Annotated in this window: 16 protein-coding genes; 7 read left to right on the top strand and 9 right to left on the bottom strand. The window is 62.2% G+C overall.

All coding sequences use genetic code 11. From position 1 onward, the window contains the following. The 4 genes from EOA22_RS08855 to EOA22_RS08840 form a co-directional block, all read right to left on the bottom strand. On the bottom strand, positions 1-1,029 hold a 1,029-nt coding region (locus tag EOA22_RS08855; protein ID WP_245478612.1), incomplete at its 3' end, for an FAD-binding oxidoreductase. A 123-nt stretch (positions 1,030-1,152) separates the two neighbouring features. Continuing rightward, positions 1,153-1,875 (bottom strand): amino acid ABC transporter permease, encoded by a 723-nt coding sequence (locus tag EOA22_RS08850; protein ID WP_063168752.1) that lies wholly within the window; start codon positions 1,873-1,875, stop codon positions 1,153-1,155. Positions 1,876-1,896: 21 nt separating this feature from the next. Continuing rightward, on the bottom strand, positions 1,897-2,694 hold the full coding sequence (locus tag EOA22_RS08845; RefSeq protein ID WP_063168753.1) for a transporter substrate-binding domain-containing protein: 798 nt from the start codon (positions 2,692-2,694) through the stop codon (positions 1,897-1,899). A gap of 207 nt (positions 2,695-2,901) precedes the next feature. Continuing rightward, on the bottom strand, positions 2,902-3,915 hold the full coding sequence (locus tag EOA22_RS08840) for an arginase family protein (RefSeq protein ID WP_063170311.1): 1,014 nt from the start codon (positions 3,913-3,915) through the stop codon (positions 2,902-2,904). A gap of 193 nt (positions 3,916-4,108) precedes the next feature. Between EOA22_RS08840 and EOA22_RS38715 the strand changes: the two genes are divergently transcribed. Together EOA22_RS38715 and EOA22_RS38710 are read left to right on the top strand one after the other, a co-directional pair. Further along, on the top strand, positions 4,109-4,396 hold the full coding sequence (locus EOA22_RS38715; protein WP_245478611.1) for a helix-turn-helix transcriptional regulator: 288 nt from the start codon (positions 4,109-4,111) through the stop codon (positions 4,394-4,396). 53 nt (positions 4,397-4,449) lie between these two features. Next, positions 4,450-4,677, top strand: coding sequence for a cupin domain-containing protein (locus EOA22_RS38710; RefSeq protein ID WP_245478610.1), 228 nt, complete (start codon positions 4,450-4,452; stop codon positions 4,675-4,677). A gap of 66 nt (positions 4,678-4,743) precedes the next feature. Here EOA22_RS38710 and EOA22_RS08830 read toward each other — a convergent pair whose 3' ends face one another. Genes EOA22_RS08830 through EOA22_RS08810 form a run of 5 tightly spaced genes read right to left on the bottom strand, consistent with a single transcriptional unit; the run spans position 4,744 to position 9,331 of the window. After that, positions 4,744-5,190, bottom strand: coding sequence for an acyl-CoA thioesterase (locus tag EOA22_RS08830; RefSeq protein WP_164745900.1), 447 nt, complete (start codon positions 5,188-5,190; stop codon positions 4,744-4,746). Beyond that, on the bottom strand, positions 5,187-6,122 hold the full coding sequence (locus tag EOA22_RS08825; protein WP_063168755.1) for a 3-keto-5-aminohexanoate cleavage protein: 936 nt from the start codon (positions 6,120-6,122) through the stop codon (positions 5,187-5,189). The genes EOA22_RS08830 and EOA22_RS08825 overlap by 4 nt, the downstream gene beginning before the upstream one ends. Before the next feature lie 31 nt (positions 6,123-6,153). Then, a complete protein-coding gene (locus EOA22_RS08820) occupies positions 6,154-7,260 on the bottom strand; it encodes an ABC transporter ATP-binding protein (protein ID WP_063168756.1) in 1,107 nt (368 codons plus the stop codon). Next, positions 7,260-7,997, bottom strand: a complete 738-nt coding sequence (locus tag EOA22_RS08815; RefSeq protein ID WP_063168757.1) for a GntR family transcriptional regulator — start codon at positions 7,995-7,997, stop codon at positions 7,260-7,262. The genes EOA22_RS08820 and EOA22_RS08815 overlap by 1 nt, the downstream gene beginning before the upstream one ends. Beyond that, the gene (locus EOA22_RS08810; RefSeq protein WP_063168758.1) at positions 7,997-9,331 is read right to left on the bottom strand and encodes an aminotransferase class III-fold pyridoxal phosphate-dependent enzyme; all 1,335 of its coding nucleotides are present in this window, start codon (positions 9,329-9,331) and stop codon (positions 7,997-7,999) included. Before EOA22_RS08810 ends, EOA22_RS08815 begins: the two co-directional genes overlap by 1 nt. 121 nt (positions 9,332-9,452) lie before the next feature. Here EOA22_RS08810 and EOA22_RS08805 point away from each other — a divergent pair, with 121 nt between their 5' ends. The 5 genes from EOA22_RS08805 to EOA22_RS08785 all read left to right on the top strand — a co-directional run. Further along, a complete protein-coding gene (locus EOA22_RS08805) occupies positions 9,453-10,508 on the top strand; it encodes an ABC transporter substrate-binding protein (RefSeq protein ID WP_063168759.1) in 1,056 nt (351 codons plus the stop codon). 67 nt (positions 10,509-10,575) lie between these two features. Next, positions 10,576-11,739, top strand: coding sequence for an ABC transporter permease (locus tag EOA22_RS08800; RefSeq protein WP_164760936.1), 1,164 nt, complete (start codon positions 10,576-10,578; stop codon positions 11,737-11,739). After that, positions 11,736-12,545 carry an ABC transporter permease gene (locus tag EOA22_RS08795; RefSeq protein ID WP_082826529.1) on the top strand — a complete coding sequence of 270 codons (810 nt, stop codon included), beginning with the start codon at positions 11,736-11,738 and terminating at the stop codon, positions 12,543-12,545. The genes EOA22_RS08800 and EOA22_RS08795 overlap by 4 nt, the downstream gene beginning before the upstream one ends. Next, positions 12,542-13,720: a M20 aminoacylase family protein gene (locus tag EOA22_RS08790; protein WP_127389926.1), complete on the top strand. Its 1,179-nt coding sequence runs from the start codon at positions 12,542-12,544 to the stop codon at positions 13,718-13,720. The genes EOA22_RS08795 and EOA22_RS08790 overlap by 4 nt, the downstream gene beginning before the upstream one ends. Next, positions 13,720-14,203: FAD-dependent oxidoreductase (locus EOA22_RS08785; protein WP_127389925.1), on the top strand; the 484-nt coding region annotated here is incomplete at its 3' end. The genes EOA22_RS08790 and EOA22_RS08785, both read left to right, overlap by 1 nt.

The raw sequence follows: 14,203 nt of genomic DNA, 5'->3' as shown, positions 1-14,203 counted from the left end.
GACCTCAGCCGTCTCGCCCAGCAGATAGCGGTCATCCGGCGTAAAGCTTTCCGGTCCGTTGAAGAACAGTTTGATGCCGACATCCGCCAGCAGCGGCACCCGCCTGGTTGCCATTTCGAGGATCGGTTCGAAATGCTCGAAGTCCTCGGGCAGGCTGTCGAAGCAGAAATCGGGCGAGATGCCGTTATGGCCCCACGGCTTGGCCACCGGCTCGAAGCAGCCGAGCAGCAGCTTACCGGCGTCTTCCTTGTAGTAGGAGCACTCGTCGCCCAGGAAAAGCACCGGCAAATTGGCGGGCAGGCCGGGGATGGTCTCGGTGACGATGTAGAAATGCTCGGCGGCGTGCAGCGGCAGCGTCACGCCGATCTGTGCCGCGAGATCGCGCGACCACATGCCACCGCATATCACCACCTTGTCGGCGCGGATCTCGCCCTTGTCGGTGACCACGCCGCAAACGCGGCCGTTCTCGACCAGGATTTTCGTGACCGGCGTGTTTTCGAGAATGCAGGCGCCACCGGTGCGCGCGCCCTTGACATAGGCCATGGTGACGTCGGTGGGGTTGACCTGTCCATCATTGGGGAACCAGAAGCCGCCGACGATGCCGTCGATGTTGACCGGGCTCCAGCGTTCCTTGATCTCGCCGGGCGTGACCATGTCGACCGGCAGGCCGAAATTGCGCCCCATCCAGGCGCCGCGTGCCAGCTCCTCGAAGCGCGCCTCGGTGTTGGCGACACGCAGCGAGCCGCGCTGCATGAAGCCGGTGGCCTGTCCGGTTTCGGCTTCGAGGCGGCCGAACAGCTCGCCGGTGTATTTCGCCAGCTCCGTCATCTGTCGCGTCGCCCGCAACTGCGTCACCAGGCCGGCGGCATGCCATGTCGTGCCGCATGTCAGCTGCTTGCGCTCGCACAGTACGACGTCGGTGATGCCAAGCTTGGTGAGGTGATAGGCGACCGAACATCCGGCAATGCCGCCGCCGACGATGACGACATCAGCCTGTTCCGGCATCTGTTCTGAACTAGCCCCTGACATTACGCGTCCCCCTGAATTGCTGCGCGGCTCAGGCATCTGGCGCCCTTTCGGAGCAGCGTCATGCCGTCGCGTCGATGGATGTCAATGGCGTGCCGCACGCTGCGGCCCACCGTTTTGTGCCCGTCATGCGTGATGGGGCACTTTGTCGGTATCGTTTCCGGCCGCGTGGGGCTTGGCCCAGGCGAAGCGCCGTTCGATCCGCTTCTGCAGGATCATCAGTACATAGACCATCGCCAGGTAGTAGAGGGAGGTGACGGCGTAGAACTCGGCATAGCGGAACGTTGAGGCGACGCTTTGCTGGGTGACCGCCATCAGTTCCGTCAATGAGATCACCGAGGCCAGCGACGTGGTCTTGAGCAGCGTGATGAACTCGTTGACGGTCGGCGGCAGGGCGATGCGCAGCGCCTGCGGCACGACGATCAGGAAGAACACTTGCGGCTTGCGCAGGCCAAGTGCGGCGCCGGCCTGAAACTGCCCTTCTTCGACGGCGCTGAGCGCCGCCCTGTTGATCTCGACCTGATAGGCGGCCTCGTTCAGCGTCAGCGCCAGGAGGGCCGCGATGAAGGGCGAAAACCAGGTCTCGCGGAAGATCGGCCATATTTGCGGCAGGCCGTTCCAGACGAACAGCAGCAGCAGAAGCGCCGGCAGTGCGCGGAAAACAGCGATATAGGCCGTCGCTCCCCAGCGCAGCACCTTGTTTTGCCCGTTGAGCGCCAAGGCAAGCGGCAGCGACAGGAGGATCGCCGCCGCATGCGCGAGTATTGTCAGGGCGAGCGCTACCAGCGCCGCCCTGAAGAACGTCCCGGAAAAAAGTGTCGACCAGAACAAGCCAAAGTCAAAGCTCACGGAACCCTGCCGATCGCGCCGTTACTGACCGATGCCACTGATGGTCGACATCGGAAGCTTCCACGTCTCGGCGATGGTCTTCATGGTGCCGTTCGCGGCAAGCTCCTTGACAGTAGCGGCGACCGCCGCCGCGTCAGCCTCATCCTTGCGGAAATAGGCCGCGTACTGATCCTGCGCGCCGGCCGAGTAGACGATCTTCAACTCACCGGGCTGCTGCAAGTCGCGGTAGGCGAATTCGGTGTCCTGGCTGATCGTCGCGACCGCGCGACCCAGCACCACCTGTTGCATCGCATCGGTCTGCTTGGGATAGGTCTGCATGGTGATCTTGTCGCGGCCGGCCTTGGCCAGGTCCTCGTTCACCTTGTCCAGCAGGCCTATATAGGAAGTGCCGGACTGGACGGAGATGGTCTTGCCGGAGAAATCCTCATAGCTCTTGTAGGCGGACGCATCGTCGGCCTTGCCGATCATGACGACGCCGGTCTTCAGATAAGGCACGCCGCTCAGCTTCTCCAGCCGTTCGGGTTTCAGCAAAGCGCCGCTGATGACGATGTCGCAGCGCTTCGATTCCAGGCCGGGAAGCAGGCCGCTGAAGTCCATCGTCGTGATACTGGCGTCGACCTTCCAGTGCGCGGCCAGCGCCTTGATGACGTCGATGTCGACGCCAACGGGAGCCTCGCCCGCCGTCTTGATGAATTCCATCGGCGGGAAAGTGGGATCGACGCAGGCTTGCAGTTTACCGTCGGCGGCGAAGCTCGGCGGCTGTGCTGCCGCCGGCGTGGCGGCCGCGAGGGCGATGAGTAGAAGGATCTTGCGGTTCATGGTTCACCTCTAGTTTGGGCTCTTGGCGGCCTCAAGGAACGCTTGCCGAAAGTTCGTCAATAGTCAACATAATTCATTTAAGAGAACAGGAGACAGCGAAAGAATGGCGCCACCGCATCGGCAACCGGCATCGAAAGTCCGGAGCCGCGAGCCGCGACGCCATCACCGATGGCGTCGGCGCGCTCCTGTAGCGGCCAAGGCCACGCGTCAGTGCGTCTCGGCATTCTTTGCGGCGATCAGGCAGATCAGTTCGTACATCATCACCATGGCGACCTGCGCCGTGATCTGGTTGGGGCTGTCCTTGGTCGGCATCAGGCAGACGACGTCCCCACCGATGATGTTGAGCCCCTTCAATCCTTGCAGAAGGCGCGTCGCCTCGCGGATGGTCAGGCCGCCGAAGCCCGGCTCGAGGTTCGAAACCCCGGGAGCGACGGAGGGGTCGAGGCTGTCGAGATCGAAGGTGATGTAGGCGGGGCGATCGCCAACCCGCTCGCGGATCATCTCCACCATGCGCTCTATGCCCAAGCGTTCGAACTCGTCCATCGTAACAACCCGATAGCCCAGAGCGCGACTCGAGCCGCCAACGCCGCCGGTGTGGATATCCGCCGCCGGATGACCGCGCATGCCGATCTGGATGCTGCGTTCCGGGTCGACCGCACCTTCCTTTGCCGTATAGGCCGCCCAGTGCGCCGCCGAACGCTTCGCGCCAAGCCAGTGGGGCATGTTGTCGTAGGAATCGGTGTGCGCGTCGAAATGGATCAGCGAGCAGGGCTGGCCTCCCGACAGGCGCCGGCCCGGTCCGGCGATGGCCTTGATGATAGGCCCGGTGATCGAGTGATCGCCGCCGATGGAAACCGGGTTTGTGCCGGCGGCGTCGAGCCGGGCGTAGAAGGCTTCGATGTCGCGGACACAGGCCTCGTTGTTCATGGCCTCGGGCAGGGGAACGTCGCCAAGATCGCTGATCTTGGCGGCATCCCATGGCGAAAAGCCGTGCACCCCGTGCGAGCGGCGATAGTAGCCCGACACGTTGCGGACCGCGCGCGGGCCAAGATGTTGGTCGCGCTCCGTCGAGCCGTTTCCGGAGCTGTGCGGCACGCCGACCAGGCCGATATCCACATCGGCCGGAGTCTCCGCTACCGGGCAGCGGAAAAACGTCGCGATGCCCCACCAGTACCAACTCTGCGAACTGCGCCTGGCTTCGGCAATATCGTCTTGGCTCATCATCGCTCCTTCATCCGTATGCTGGCGGGGAAGGCTCGCCTCATGGCACCGCCGCCTCCTCGAAATTCATCTGGATGCTGGTGGGGAATTCTGTATAAGTCAACAAAGTTGTTCTATACAGAACACATAAAATTCCGGCTTGTACGGCGGACCGAGCTGACGGTATGGGATTGAACATGCTGAGAGCGCAATCATGACGAGTGGCACCCAGAGGCCGTCCACGGCCCGCATCGGTGATGCCCTGCGCAATCGACGGCGCGAACTGGACCTTACCCTCCAGGCCGTGGCGGATGGCGTTGAAGTCAGCAAGGGTTTTCTCAGCGAAGTCGAACGCGACAAGGCCTCGCCCTCGGTGGCAACGCTCGTTCGCCTGTGCGACATTCTTGGAATTACGATCGGCAGCCTGTTCCAGCATGACAACACGGCTGTCGTCCGCGTTGACGCGCGCACTCCGGCGGTGCTCGGCGGCACCGACCTTTAGACTTCCTGCTCAGCCCGAAATCCGCGGTTCGGACGCAGGCGATCCTGTCGATCATGGCGCCGGGCGGCACCGGCGGCGACAAGCTCTACAGCTGGCGTTCGGAAGAGGAATTCGTGTTCGTCGTCGAGGGCAGCGTGACCGTGTTGCTCGAAGGCGAGGAGTTCGTCCTGCTCGAAGGCGACGCCATGACTTTCGACCCAAGACGCCTCCACACCTTCCGCAACAGTTCCGCCACCAAGCAGGCGCAAGCGCTTTTCATCCTGTCGCCGCCGTCCGTCTAGAGGCGCAGTCATCTTAAGCCAGCGTAGTCCGATGACGTCGGCTTTCGGGAAACGGCGAAGCTGGTCTTAACGACCGACTTGAGGCGCAAAGCTGCCGGCTTCACCCCTCGGGAGTTTCGCGCTCGCCTGCCGGGCCTCGCCTTCGATCTCGATCTTGCTCCGCGCTTGAAGATCGAAGCGCACCGTTACGGTGCGCATGCGCGCATGCAGGACTCCGTCCAGCGTACCGCGCATTTCATGCAGATAAGTCAGCGACGATTTCCCAAGCTTTTCTATAACGCTGCGAACGGTGACCAGAGTTCCCACCGCGGTTTCATGCACGTAGTCGATCTCCATCCTCACATCCGCCCAGCCGAGGGTCGGCGTCAAACGAGGATCGGCAATCCTGCCCAGCAACTGGAAACTGGCGTCATCGAACATCGCCACATAATGACGAACGTTGAGATGGCCCATCGCGTCGCACATCCAAGGATGCACGACGCCGACATAGGTTTCGATGCCGGGGGGCGTCAAAACCCGACCTCATGTGCGCCCTTGAGATCCAGCAGTTGACGGGCTTCGTCGGGCGTCGCGATTTCGAGCGACAACTCGTTGAGAATGCGCTTTATCTTGGCCACCTGTTCGGCATTGCTCTTGGCGAGCGTGCCCTTGCCGACATAGAGGCTGTCTTCCAAACCGACCCGTACATTGCCGCCCATGATCGCGCCCATCGTGCAGAGATTTATCTGGTGCTTGCCCGCGGCAAGGATCGACCAGAGATAGTCGTCTCCGAACAGCCGATCAGCCGTCCTGCGCATGTGCATCATGTCTTCTGGGTCGGCGCCGATACCGCCCAGCAGCCCGAAGATCGTCTGGACGAAAAGCGGCGGCTTCAGCAGCTTGCGGTCGAGAAAGTGCGCAAGCGTGTAGAGGTGACTGACATCGTAGCACTCGAACTCGAACTTCGTGCCATAAGCCTGGCCGACCTCGACGATGATCCGCTCGATCTGCTCGAACGTGTTGGAGACGATGCCCTTCTTTGTGTCTTCCAGATAGCCCTTCTCCCAGTCGTACTTCCAGTCGGTGTATTTCGGCGCGATGTGGTGCAAGGCGAAATTCATAGATCCCATATTGAGCGAGCAGAGTTCCGGCTTCGAAGCGTGCGCCGCTTCAAGGCGCTCTTCGAGGGTCATCTTCAGCCCGCCGCCGGTGGAAATGTTCATCACGGCGTCGGTCTGCTGCTTGATGCGCGGCAGGAAATCCATAAACAGCCTGGGATCAGGGGTAGGCTTGCCGGTCTCCGGATCGCGGGCATGCAGATGGATCACCGACGCCCCGGCTTCGGCTGCTCCGACAGCGGCGTCGACGATCTCGGACGGCGTTATCGGCAGATACGGGCTCATCGTCGGCGTGTGGATCGAGCCGGTGACCGCACAGGTGATGACGACTTTCGGCGATTTCTTCATGGTTGAACTCTCCCTTGTCTGCCTTTTGTTGTTATCTATCGAGAGCGAGGCAATCCTCACGACCACAGCCCAATCGAACCGCCTCGCCCGCATTGAGTTCGGACCGAGACGACGATGCGGCAAGCTTGACAATGAATTTCAGGCCGCCCGCCGTGACAGCGACGAGCCGGATGTGATCGCCGACATAGACGGACTGAACGACGGTTGCCGCGATCACGTTGAGGGCGGTGGAGCCTTCGTGCAATAAGGACATGCGCTCGGGCCTGATCGACAGCGTCACCCTGGCGCCCGTAGGGGGCGTCGCGCCAGGGGAAATGGCGTTCAACACCAGATCGCCATCGTCGAGATGGACGGCCACGCCACCATTTTCACCGCCGGCAAGCACGGTGCCGGACATGCGGTTGTTCTCGCCGATGAAGCTCGCCACAAAGCTGCCCGTCGGACGCTCATACAGTTCGCGTGGTGTCGAAAGCTGCTCGATGCGGCCGGCGCTGAACACCGCGATCCGGTCGGACATGGTCAGCGCCTCGGTCTGGTCGTGGGTCACATAAACGAACGTGACGCCAAGCCGGGCATGGATTTCCTTGATTTCGAACTGCATCTGCTCGCGCAGTTGCTTGTCTAGGGCGCCGAGCGGTTCGTCCATCAGGACAAGATTTGGTTCGAAGATCAGGGCGCGGGCAACCGCGACGCGTTGTTGCTGCCCACCCGAAAGCTGCGCCGGACGCCGGTTGCCGAATTCGGGCAACTGGACCATGTCGAGAACGTTCCTGACACGTTGCGTCACCTCCTCGCGGCCAAGTTTGCGGACCTCGAGTGGGAAAGCCAGATTTTCGGCGACCGTCATGTGCGGGAAAAGCGCGTAGTTCTGGAACACCATGCCGATGCCGCGACGATTGGCGGGAACGTTGTCGATGCGCTGACCGTCAATGAGGATTTCGCCCTCGGTCGTATCCTCGAATCCGGCAAGCATCATCAACGCCGTCGTCTTGCCGGATCCCGAAGGCCCCAGCAGCGTCAGGAATTCGCCGCGCATGATTTCCAGGTCGAGCTGACGCACCGCCTGGACGGTCTGCCCGTAGCGCTTGCTGACGCCACGAAACTCGACATGAACCGGGCCATGCGGGGATCCGCCCATCACCGCGCCTGCGCCTTCGGATCACGGCGTACCGAAGCCGGGCGTTTGCGCGCAGGTTGAGCCTCAGCCGCCGCCGCGGCGCGAAGAATGATGTCGGCGGCCTCGCGCAGATCGGCAACCAGCGCCTTGCGCGCAGCCGCGCCATCGGCGCGACGCAGCGCCGCGAGCATTTCGTCGTGATGGTCCAGGCCCAGGCCGTAGGTCACGTCGGAGCGGACGATGTTCAGAAACGGTCCTGCCTGCAGCCACAATTTCTCGATGATCTGCTGGATGAGAGGTGAACGCGCGGCATGGTACATCGTGAAATGGAAGCGCCTGTTCAGGCCGAGATAATTAGCCATGACATTGCTCTCGACGCATTCGCGCATCAGCCCGTTCAGCTTCGCCAATTCATCGAGTTCTTCGGGCGTGATGGTCGTCGCGGCCCACTCGGCCGCCGTCCCTTCGACGCTGCAGCGCACACGCACCAGATCCGAAATACGCGCCACCGTGGCCTCAGGGACAATGACGCCCCGATTTGGGTGGTCGAACATCGCCTCGTCGCTGACGAGTTGCCGCAAGGCCTCGCGCACCGGCATGGCGCTGGTCCGGTACTGTTCGGCAAGCTGTCGTACGACCAGTCTCTGGCCGGGCAGGAAGTCACCGTTCATCAGTGCCTCCTTCAAGCCCGTATGTACACGAACATGAGCTGTCTTTTGCGCGGCCGAGCCGGCAGTGGCATCCTTGCGATCGAGCATCAGTTTGTCCGGCGCGGCAGTATTTTGAGGTTGCTCGACAGGAAATCGTCGAATGCGGCGGCGAAGCCGTCGAGTTCTGCGTCGCCAAATGGCAGTGACAACGCCAGCATGCCGCGCGGCGTCACGTAGTACCCTCGCAACAGCATCTCGATATGCCAAAGCGCAATCGCCGATGGATCGGCATCGTCGAGCCGCGCCGGCGTGTCCACCGGCCCCCTGACGAAATGCAGGTTCATCAACGACCCGCGCCCTATGACGATGCCCTCGACGCCATACCGCTCAAGGGAGACGTTCATCGCTTCACGCAAGCGATCGCCGCGCGAATTGATGGCGCGGCTCGCCTCTTGCGTCAGCACCTGCGTCAGACCGGTCAAACCAGCAGCCATGCTGAGAATATTGTTGTTGAACGTCCCGCCATGCGAAAACGCACCAGGCAAAGCAGGATCGAAGCGGTCGACGAGATCCGCGCGTCCACCGAATGCGCCAAAACTCGCACCGCCGCCGATGTACTTTCCGAGCGTCACGAAATCGGGAAAGATTTCATGTGCGCCATGGAGCGCGCGGTAGTCGAGGCGCGAGGTCATCACCTCGTCGAAGATCAGCAGCGCGCCGGTCTCCTTCGTCGCGGCGCGCAGCGCTTCCAGGAACTCACGCGTCGCCGGGATGCAGCCGCCGCCGCCCATCATCGGTTCGACGATCACCGCGGCAAGTTCGTCGCCCTGTTCCTTGATGAGCGCCACGGCGCCTGCACTATCGTTGTAGTCGGCGAAGACAAAGGGGAAAGGCAAATTGAGCGGTGAGCCGCCATGCGCGAAGGTGAGTACGCCGCCATGATAGCCCTCGCGGAAGGCGAGGATCTTCGAGCGCTGCGTGATGGCGCGAGCCGCCGAAATCGCCATGATGTTCGCCTCGGTGCCCGAGTTGCAGAAGCGCACGCGCTCGATGGCCGGAAAACGGTCGACCACCGCGGCAGCCAGGCGCGCCTCATAGCGGTTGGGTGCGCCCAACATGATGCCACCCTGTATGACGTCCACAAGGGCCGCCGAAATCGCCTTGTCGGAGTGGCCGTAAAAACCGGCACTGTATTCCGAGACCAGGTCGACATAGGTATGGCCGTCCAGATCGGTCACCCTGCAGCCTTCACCGGAAACAAACGATACGGGGAATGGCCGATACCATAGAACAGCCCTCGTATTGCCGCCCGGCAACGATGCCGCGGCCTCGTTCTGACGCGCCCGGCTGTTCGGGTTTGCGTCAGCGAAACGCTGTCGCGCCTCGTCCAGAACAGCAGCGAGACTGACATTGGCGCGCACGTCTCTAGTGCCTTGCAGCATTCGATCAAATCCCTTTGGCTTTTTCACTTTTTTACACCGTACCGTAAATTCCTGTTGCTAATCAATCAATTTTGCGTTTGAAATTTGATCAAATCTACAACGATAAGAAAGGGGAACTGCAATGAGGACTTATCTGCAAGCCGTATCTGCCGCCGCGATCTGCCTCGCGACCTCGGCTTTGGTCGCGTCCGCGGCCGACCCCGTCACGGTAGTCGGCTGGGGTGGTACATGGGACAAGGCCTACAAGGATGGGGTCTGGGACAAGTACACCGAAAAGACGGGCGTCCCGATCGTCATGGAAGAGTGGGGCGGCGAGGTCGCCAAGGTGCGTGCCCAGGTGCAGGCGGGCAACATCACCTATGACGTCGTCTCGGTCGAAGCGCCCGCCATGGAAGTCGGCTGCGCCGAAGGCCTGTTCATTCCGCTGACGCCAGAAATCACAGGCGACGCGGCCAATTATTTGCCGGGCACCCTGCACGAATGCGGCGTCGCGTCCGATACCTGGGCCACGGTCCTCGCCTACAACACAAATGTCTACAAGGGCGACGCCGCGCCGAAGAGCTGGGCGGATTTCTGGAACGTCGAGAAATTTCCGGGAAAGCGTGGCCTCTACCAGCAGGCGCAGTTCACGCTGGAAAACGCGCTGATGGCCGACGGCGTTAAGCGCGAGGACATGTACAAGGTGCTGGCCACGCCGGAAGGTATCGACCGGGCTTTCGCCATGCTCGACAAGATCAAGCCGAACGTCGTCTGGTGGTCCACCACGACGCAGGGCATCCAGAACCTCGACAGCGGGGAAGTGACGCTCAGCGACGCGTTCAATGCACGCATCACCAACGAAGCCATTAACGAGAAAAAGCCCTACGCCATCGCATGGGACGCAGGCTTCTTCTACGGCACCGACTACTGGGCCGTGGTGAAGGGCGCACCGCACCAGCAGGGCGGGCTGGATCTCCTCAAGTGGTTCTCCATCCCTGAAAATCAGGCCGGCTTCTCGAAACTCTATGCCTATGGCACCGGCCGCAAGGAAGCCGCCGACCTCATTCCCGCGGATTGGAAGGCCAACCTGCCGACGTCGCCGGAGCACCTCCAGTACGGCGCCGCCTATAACAACGACTTCTGGACCGAGCACAAGGAAGCGCTGGAAGAACGCTTCAAGGCTTGGCTCGCGAAGTAACCCAGGCATGTTGGTCGGGACAAAGCCGGCTATAAAGCGGCGCCAACGGGGCGGCATGCTCGCCCTGTTGACGGCCCCGCTTATCCTGTTCGTCGTCATTCTGTTTCTGTGGCCGGTGGCGCGCTTCCTCGCTCTGGCCGTCGACAACTCGGATTTTTCGAACAACCTGCCGCACACAATTGCCGCTCTGGCAGGCTGGAAAGCAGATAGCGGCCTGCCTGGCGAACCCGTCTTTGCAGCACTCGTCGAGGACCTGGCCGACGCGCGGCGCGCCGGAAAGGAAGGCGTACTGGCGCAACTCGTGAACCAGCGCGTCGTCGGCAGCCGTTTCCTCGTCATCAAGACGGCAAAGGATGCGGCCGACGGCAAGCTGACTATGCGTCCCGTGCGCGACGAGGTGCTCTCCAAACAGGCCGGCTGGAAAAATATCGATCTCTGGCAGGTCATCGCGCGTCAGCAAAGCGCGCGAACGGACTATTATCTGCTTGCGAGCCTTGACCTGAAGCGAGGCGCGGACAATTCGATCGAAGCCATTTCAGCCGATCGCGCCATCTTCGTCGACGCGCTGCTGCGTACGATCTGGATCAGCATCGTGGTGACCGTGATCTGCGCGGTGCTCGCCGTGCCGCTGGCGCAGGCAATTGTCAGCGCGCCGCCGGCCTGGTCGAAGCTCATGTTCGCGCTGATCCTGTTTCCGCTCTGGACATCGCTGCTGGTGCGCACCGTCATCTGGATCATCGTGCTGCAGAAGAACGGACCCGTGAATTCCACGCTGCTTGGCCTCGGCATCGTCAGCGAGCCGCTCAATCTCATTTACACACGCTTTTCACTCTACGTGGCAATGGTTCAGGTTCTGCTGCCCATGATGGTGCTCTGCGTCGTCGCCGTCATGCGGCGGGTTCCGACCACCTATATGCGCGCGGCACTGTCACTGGGCGCGCCGTGGCTCACAGCGTGGCGCCGCGTGCAGTTGCCGTTGATCCTGCCAGGAATCCTGTCCGGCGGGGCGATCGTTTTTGTCTTCGCACTCGGCTACTACATCACCCCGACGCTTGTCGGCGGGCCGACCGACCAGATGATCTCCAGCTACATAGCGTTCTACACGAACAGCACACTGAACTGGGGCATGGGTGCAGCGCTTTCGTTGCAACTGCTGATGATCCTCGTCCTGTTTGCATTCCTGTTCTGGACGGCGTCCGTCCTCTTCCGCCGCAAGGCGCATGTCGCATGAGCGCCGACCGCTTTCGGAAATGGCTGATGTATGCCTATGCGGCGACATTGCTGGCGTTCATCATCCTGCCCCTGCTGATCGTGATCCCCATGTCGCTGACCTCGAGCAACTCGCTGGCGTTTCCGACGCCGGGCTGGTCGCTGCGCTGGTATGCCGAACTGTGGGTCGACCAGCGCTGGCCGACCGCGCTGTGGAACTCGGTCGTCATCGCGCTGTCCACCACGGTTCTGGCGCTGCTGCTCGGCATACCGGCGGCGATCGGGCTCGCCTGGGGCGATTTTGCCGGCAAACGGATCCTCTATGCGATCATCGCCGCGCCCTTGGTGACGCCAGTCGTCATTGTCGGCGTCGCGGCCTTTTCATTCTTCGCCACACTGGGACTCGTTGGCAACAAGCTATCGATCATTCTGGTGCATACGGCCATGGCCGTGCCTGTGATGCTGACGACTGTCGTCGCCAGCCTTTCGACCTTCGACCGGACGTTGGTTCGCGCGGCGGCATCGCTCGGCGCCGGCACCATGCGCACATTCTTCAAGGTAGTGCTGCCGCTGATAGCGCCGGGCGTCATTACAGGGGCCATCATCGCCTTCATCATCTCTTTCGACGAAGTCGTCGTCGCAAGTTTCCTCTCGACGGGCGCAGAGCGAACCTTGCCTCGCATGATATTCTCCGGGGTGCGCGAGTCCATCAGTCCCGCCATCGCGGCCGTCGCCGTGCTGCTGATCGCTTTCTCGGCAATCCTGCTTGTGGTCATCGCCATCCTGCAGAGCCGCTCACAAACTCTTCGCGCAAAGGCATCGGCATGAGACTGGTACCCTCGGTGCAGCAACTAGAGACAGAGATGACGGCCTGGCGGCGGCATCTGCATGCCAATCCAGAACTCGGCTTCGAAGAGTTCGAGACGGCACGTTTCGTGGCGGACAAACTGCGCTCGTGGGGCATCGAGACGACCGAAGGTGTCGGCCGCACAGGCGTCGTCGGCACGCTCAGGGGCAGGCTCGGCGCTGGTCGCAGCCTGAGCATTCGCGCCGATATGGACGCCCTGCCGATGACCGAGGCGCGGCCGCTGCCGCATGCGTCCCGCGTCCCCGGGAGGATGCATGGCTGCGGCCATGACGGCCACACGACAATGCTGCTCGGCGCAGCGTCAGCACTTGTTCGCTCGCCCGACTTCGCCGGCACGGTGCATTTCATCTTCCAGCCGGCCGAGGAGGGTCGAGGTGGGGCGCTTGCCATGCTGGATGAGGGCCTTTTCCAGCGTTTCCCCTGCGATGAAGTTTACGCGCTGCACAATTGCGAACGGCCGCTCGGCGAGATCGCCGTCCACCGCGGAACGGTGGCCGCGGCGGCCGATCGCTTCGAGATCGTCGTCCACGGCAGGGGCGGCCATGCGGCGACACCGCATCTGGCGATCAATCCACTCCCCATCGCCGCGCGCATCCTGCTCGCAATCGAAGCCCTGCCCGGCCGCCTGACCGATGTGCACGCTCCGGCAATCGTCACCGTTGGCAGCCTGCGCGCAGGCGAAGCCTTCAACACCATCCCCGATACGGCGTTTCTGACCGGCACCGTGCGCACCTTCGACCATCAGGTTCAAAAGACGCTGGAGACGGCAATCCGCCGCATCGCGAAAAACGAGGCTGAAGCTTTTGGCGCCAGCGTCGACATTCTCTATGAAACGCCCTTCGCGCCGACGATCAACACCCCGGCGCAGGCCGATGCGATGATCGCGATTGCGAACGAGGTGCTGGGACCGGAACGTCTCGTCGTCGATCCGCCGCCCGAGATGGGTTCTGAAGATTTCTGCTACATGTTGGAACAGCGGCCGGGCTGCTATTTCTTGCTCGGCCAGGCCGACGATGCGCATCAGGCTGCGGCTCACGACACCAACTACGACTTCAACGACGCAATCCTGCCGATTGGCGCCAGCCTTTGGGTCAGGCTGGTGGAGCGCCGCCTGTCGGCCAGAGGCGCATCGTGATGCAACTGACGGAAAAGGACATTGTTTGGCGAAGCCATTGGCTGCGGCAGGTCCTGCCCGAGGACCCAGACCTTGCCCCTCCGCTCGAAGAGGCAACGCAGGCCGACATCTGCATCGTCGGCGGCGGGTATCTTGGATTGTGGACGGCCATCCGCCTCAAGGAGCACAATCCAGGCTTCGATGTTGTCATTTTAGAGCGCGACATTTGTGGTGGTGGCCCGAGCGGCCGCAATTCCGGAATGGTGCTTTCGGCATGGACCAAATACAGCGCGCTTGTCGCCCTGCGCGACGGAACCGACGCGCTTTCGATCATCAAGGCATCCGAAGCCGCGATCGGCGGCATCGAGGCTTTCTGCAAGGTCGAGGCGATCGACGCCTGGTTCGATCGCATCGGCTGGATCTGGGGCGCGACGTGCGAAGCACAGCTTGGCGCCTGGGACGACGCGTTGAACAAGCTGGCGGCGCATGGCTACGTGCCTGCGC

Source organism: Mesorhizobium sp. M7A.F.Ca.US.014.04.1.1, from assembly GCF_003998745.1.
GTDB classification, from domain to species: domain Bacteria; phylum Pseudomonadota; class Alphaproteobacteria; order Rhizobiales; family Rhizobiaceae; genus Mesorhizobium; species Mesorhizobium ciceri.
The sequence above is the reverse complement of the archived record's forward strand: the minus strand, read 5'-3'. Positions and strand labels throughout refer to the sequence as shown.

Bases quoted from the DNA above. Each gene is read 5' to 3' on its own strand.
- EOA22_RS08790 (WP_127389926.1), top strand. From the start codon at position 12,542: ATGAGACTGGTACCCTCGGTGCAGCAACTAGAGACAGAGATGACGGCC.
- EOA22_RS08815 (WP_063168757.1), bottom strand. From the start codon at position 7,997: ATGCTCGATCGCAAGGATGCCACTGCCGGCTCGGCCGCGCAAAAGACA.
- EOA22_RS08795 (WP_082826529.1), top strand. From the start codon at position 11,736: ATGAGCGCCGACCGCTTTCGGAAATGGCTGATGTATGCCTATGCGGCG.
- EOA22_RS08845 (WP_063168753.1), bottom strand. From the start codon at position 2,694: ATGAACCGCAAGATCCTTCTACTCATCGCCCTCGCGGCCGCCACGCCG.
- EOA22_RS08810 (WP_063168758.1), bottom strand. From the start codon at position 9,331: ATGCTGCAAGGCACTAGAGACGTGCGCGCCAATGTCAGTCTCGCTGCT.
- EOA22_RS08840 (WP_063170311.1), bottom strand. From the start codon at position 3,915: ATGAGCCAAGACGATATTGCCGAAGCCAGGCGCAGTTCGCAGAGTTGG.
- EOA22_RS08820 (WP_063168756.1), bottom strand. From the start codon at position 7,260: ATGGGCGGATCCCCGCATGGCCCGGTTCATGTCGAGTTTCGTGGCGTC.
- EOA22_RS38715 (WP_245478611.1), top strand. From the start codon at position 4,109: ATGACGAGTGGCACCCAGAGGCCGTCCACGGCCCGCATCGGTGATGCC.
- EOA22_RS38710 (WP_245478610.1), top strand. From the start codon at position 4,450: ATGGCGCCGGGCGGCACCGGCGGCGACAAGCTCTACAGCTGGCGTTCG.
- EOA22_RS08825 (WP_063168755.1), bottom strand. From the start codon at position 6,122: ATGAAGAAATCGCCGAAAGTCGTCATCACCTGTGCGGTCACCGGCTCG.
- EOA22_RS08805 (WP_063168759.1), top strand. From the start codon at position 9,453: ATGAGGACTTATCTGCAAGCCGTATCTGCCGCCGCGATCTGCCTCGCG.